The 4,032-nt window shown below is 29.7% G+C and carries 4 protein-coding genes; all 4 read right to left on the reverse strand.

What is annotated here, in order from left to right:
• Positions 1-782, reverse strand: a 782-nt coding sequence (locus tag ACRDDY_RS03070) for a M42 family metallopeptidase (protein ID WP_438563498.1), incomplete at its 3' end; no start/stop codon positions are given.
• A gap of 17 nt (positions 783-799) precedes the next feature.
• Positions 800-1,804, reverse strand: a complete 1,005-nt coding sequence (locus tag ACRDDY_RS03075) for a M42 family metallopeptidase (protein WP_438563499.1) — start codon at positions 1,802-1,804, stop codon at positions 800-802.
• Positions 1,805-1,862: 58 nt separating this feature from the next.
• Positions 1,863-2,387: a GrdB-related putative oxidoreductase gene (locus ACRDDY_RS03080; protein ID WP_438563500.1), complete on the reverse strand. Its 525-nt coding sequence runs from the start codon at positions 2,385-2,387 to the stop codon at positions 1,863-1,865.
• Between the two features lie 13 nt (positions 2,388-2,400).
• A complete protein-coding gene (locus tag ACRDDY_RS03085; RefSeq protein ID WP_438563501.1) occupies positions 2,401-3,741 on the reverse strand; it encodes a PTS sugar transporter subunit IIC in 1,341 nt (446 codons plus the stop codon).
• Positions 3,742-4,032: the final 291 nt, after the last annotated feature.

Genomic DNA, 4,032 nt, shown 5'->3' on the forward strand with positions numbered 1-4,032 from the left:
CCATCTATCAATGTTATGTTTACACCTTCTCCAAGTCCTATGCCTTTCTTTTCAAAAGGTGTATCTAAAGATTTTGTTACATCTATCGCTATAGCTATATCTGGTTTTATTAAGTTTACTGCAGTTCTTGCTCCTCTAATACCTACTTCTTCTTGAACTGTGCACGTCGCATATACTTCACCTTTTATATCTTCTTTTTCTAATTTTTTTAAAACTTCTATTATTATACTTACGCCTACTCTATCATCAAAGGCTTTTCCTAAAAAATAGTTTCCATTATTCATTACTGAAAAATCTACATCTGGTGTTATCATATCTCCTATTTTCACACCTAAACTTAATACCTCTTCTTTATTATCTACTCCTAAGTCTAAAAATAAGTCTTTTGGTTCTATTACCTTCTCCTTTTCTTCTTTTGTCATTCCATGAGGTGCCTTTCCTATAACTACACCTTTAATTTTTTCTCCTTTTTCTGTTGTTATTCTCATCATTTGAGAAGGCATAACATGTCCCCACCATCCTCCAATAGGAAGTAGTTTTATATAGCCTTCTTCTGTTATTCCTCTAACTATAAACCCAACTTCATCCATATGGGCTGATAACATTATCTTTTTTCCTTTTTCTTTTCCTTTTTTTATTCCTATTATTGAACCTAAATTATCATATCTTGTTTCATCTGCATATTTTTCAAAATACTTTTTAGCTACTCTACTAACTTCTTTTTCATATCCTGATATTCCATCTGCATTACTTAGCTCTTCTAACATTTTCATATCTATCATAAAAGTTTCTCCTCCTCTTATCTATTTTCTGTTTTAAAGTCTTCAATATCCTTAAGTCTTAAACTTTTTATAATTTCTACTAAAGCTTTTTTTGCATTTTCATAATCATTCATATGAATTATTGTGCTATTGCCTTCTATATTTTTTCCTGGAATTGATATTTTTAATGTTGGACACCCTTCTAATACTTTATGTATCCATCCACCATCACCTTGATCTAATGAATAATAATGTTGATATTTAATATTATTTTCTTCACATATATTTATAAGATATCTTAAAGCTTTTTTATTTGGCATCATTCCTTTATCATAAAAACTTACTAAAAGACCTTCTCCAAGCTTTCCTTCTTCATCTTTTTCTTTACACTCTAAAACATCAAGTACTATAGAAAAATCTGGCTTTACTAAATTTGTACTTGTAATACTTCCTCTAAATCCAACCTTATTTTGAACAGTTCCTCCTACAAAAAGGTCAAAGTCCAACTCTTCTTTAGATACTTCATTTAAAAGTTCTATTCCTAAAGCACAACCTACTCTATTATCTAAAGCTTTTGAAGTTATTCTATTATTTAAAAGTCTTGTAAACTCACCTTTTAATATAGCTTCATTTCCAAGTCCTATATTATTTTTTATAACATCTTCATTTGAAGTTGCTCCAATATCTATAAGTACATCCTTATCAATAGATACTACTACCCCATTAATTTTTTCTTCTAAATTATTTACTACTATAACTCTTTGCCCTATATTATCTTCTAACTTTATATCTCCTAAAGAAATTACTTTTAAATACCCTTTACTATTAATCTCTTTTACTATAAATCCACTCTCATCTATATGCGCACATACCATTACTCTTTTCTCACTTTTTCCTTCTTTAACTACAAATGTAGAACCTAAATTATCATATATAACCTTCTCTGCTATATCTTTATAATTTTCTAAAAGAAGTTTAGATACTCTCTCCTCTCTTCCTGAAACTCCAATTTCTTCACTTAATTTTTTTATTAAATCTACCATAAAATCCTCCCTCTTATATAGAATTTTAGGTGAAGCATACACTCCACCTAAAACTTTTTTAATAACATATTTCTTTTACAAAGCTTTCTAAATCACTTGAATTATCTTTTCTCTTTCTTCCTAAAACACATATGTTTTTAAGAGACTTACTAAGACCTATCCCACCTTTTTTAGGCATTTTAACTATATCAATTTTATCTTTAAACATTTCTATAGTTTTTTCATTCTCCTTTGACATAGCAGCCACTGCTATAATGTCAGTCTTTTCATTTATTTCATTTGCAATACTTGCACACATTCTTCCATATCCTTTATAGTCATAAGCTGGTCCACAAATAACAAAGTCTGCATTAAGTTTCTTAACCATTCCTACAAATTTTGATTTTACAAGCTCCTCATTTAGATCAAAAAATCCATCTCCACAATAAAGGCATCCTACAACCTTTGCATCAATATCCTTAAAATTATCTTCAAGCATACTAGCTGCACCTATAGAAATACTTTTTCCTCCTAAAGGTAAATTAGGATTTTCCTTTCCTCCAAGTCCTGCTTGTACTTGATCAAATATCATAACAACTCTCATAATTTAAATCCTCCTATACATCATCAAAGCATAAGTCAAAGCTTTCATCTTTCTCAAGCTCTTTTTTAGCTTCTTCTTCATCTCTTAAATATTGCTTATCTAACATTTTTATAAATGGATAGTATATTAAACACCCTAAAACTAGTAAGAAAATTTGCCAGCCTGCAGCCACTAAACTACCAGTTGATAGATATCCTGAGAAACCTATTGGTGTTGTCCATGGAAGTGGTACTCCTGTTGTATATGGAATAATTCCCATAGTTGTGACTATGGTGGACAAGACTAAATTAATTACTGGTACACATACAAATGGAATAACTAATATTGGATTTAATACTATTGGTAATCCAAAGATAATTGGCTCATTTATTCCAAAAATTCCTGGAAGTACTGAAAGTTTACCAAGTTGTGTTATTCTCTTAGATTTACAGAATAGAAGCATTACTATAATTAATGATAGTGTACTTCCTCCTCCTCCAAAGTTTGTGAAAAAATTTGAAAATGGATCTGTAAATATATTAGGAAGAGGTAATCCTGCTTGAAAAGCCTCTAAGTTTTCCATAGTTAAAACTTTACTAATTGGAGCAAAAACAGTATTTGCAACAGCAGGTCCATTTATTCCAAAGAACCAGAAAACAGTACATGCTAAACTATAAACTATTTGTGCAAATAAAGTATTTCCTGCACCTTGAAGAGGTGTTTGAAGTACTTCATATATTAAGTTATGGGCTGTCTCAAATGAAGTTAAGCTAACTCCTATTCTTATAAAAAAGAATAAAAGCATTACTATAGCAGAAGGTACTAAAGCTGCAAAAGATAATGATACAGCTGGTGGTACTCCTGGTGGCATCTTTATAGTCCACCCCTTGTTATACACCCATATGAAAAGCCTTACTGAAATAATTGCAGATACAAGTGCTAAGAAAAGCCCATTAGAACCAACATACTCAAATGAGATTCCATTTAAAGTAGCTTCTCCTTCTACTCCCATATAAGCAATCTTAGTTGGCATTAATATAAAGAAGGCTACAAAAGCAACACAAGCTCCTTGAATAGCATCTCCTTTAAGCTCTCTTGCATATGAATACCCTGTTCCAACACAAGATAATATAGCCATTAAATTAAATGTAGCTCTAGATACATTTATAAACCAACTTGACCAATCAGGCCCAAAGATATTTGTCCAAAAACTATCCCATCCTGTTATAGGAAAGTTTGCAATAAGTAAAAATATAGATCCAACTATTATTAATGGTGTAGTTATTAAAAAACCATCACGAATAGCAATTAACACCTTATTTGAGCTTAACTTTGCTGCAATAGGCATTAATATATTTTCTAATTTAGAAAACATTTCTCTTCCCCCTCATTATTTAAATTCTCAAACTCTTTTATAGCAAGTTTTATTCCAAAATTTGAAAGTATCCAAATTTAAAGGTTTTCTAAAAATTATTTAATACATTCTTCTTAAAATTAAATACACTTTCAATCTTTTTTTTAATAAAAAATACACTTTTACACCTAGTTTAATACTCTTATATTTTTATATAACAAAAAAAGCCTTCTTATTTGAGGACCAATTCAAATAAGAAGACTTTTTCTCTTTAAAATAATTGATAAAAAAATCACTGTCTTTAGTTTATCA

The sequence above is a fragment of the Clostridium sp. genome (assembly GCF_051656525.1).
GTDB lineage: Bacteria > Bacillota > Clostridia > Clostridiales > Clostridiaceae > Clostridium.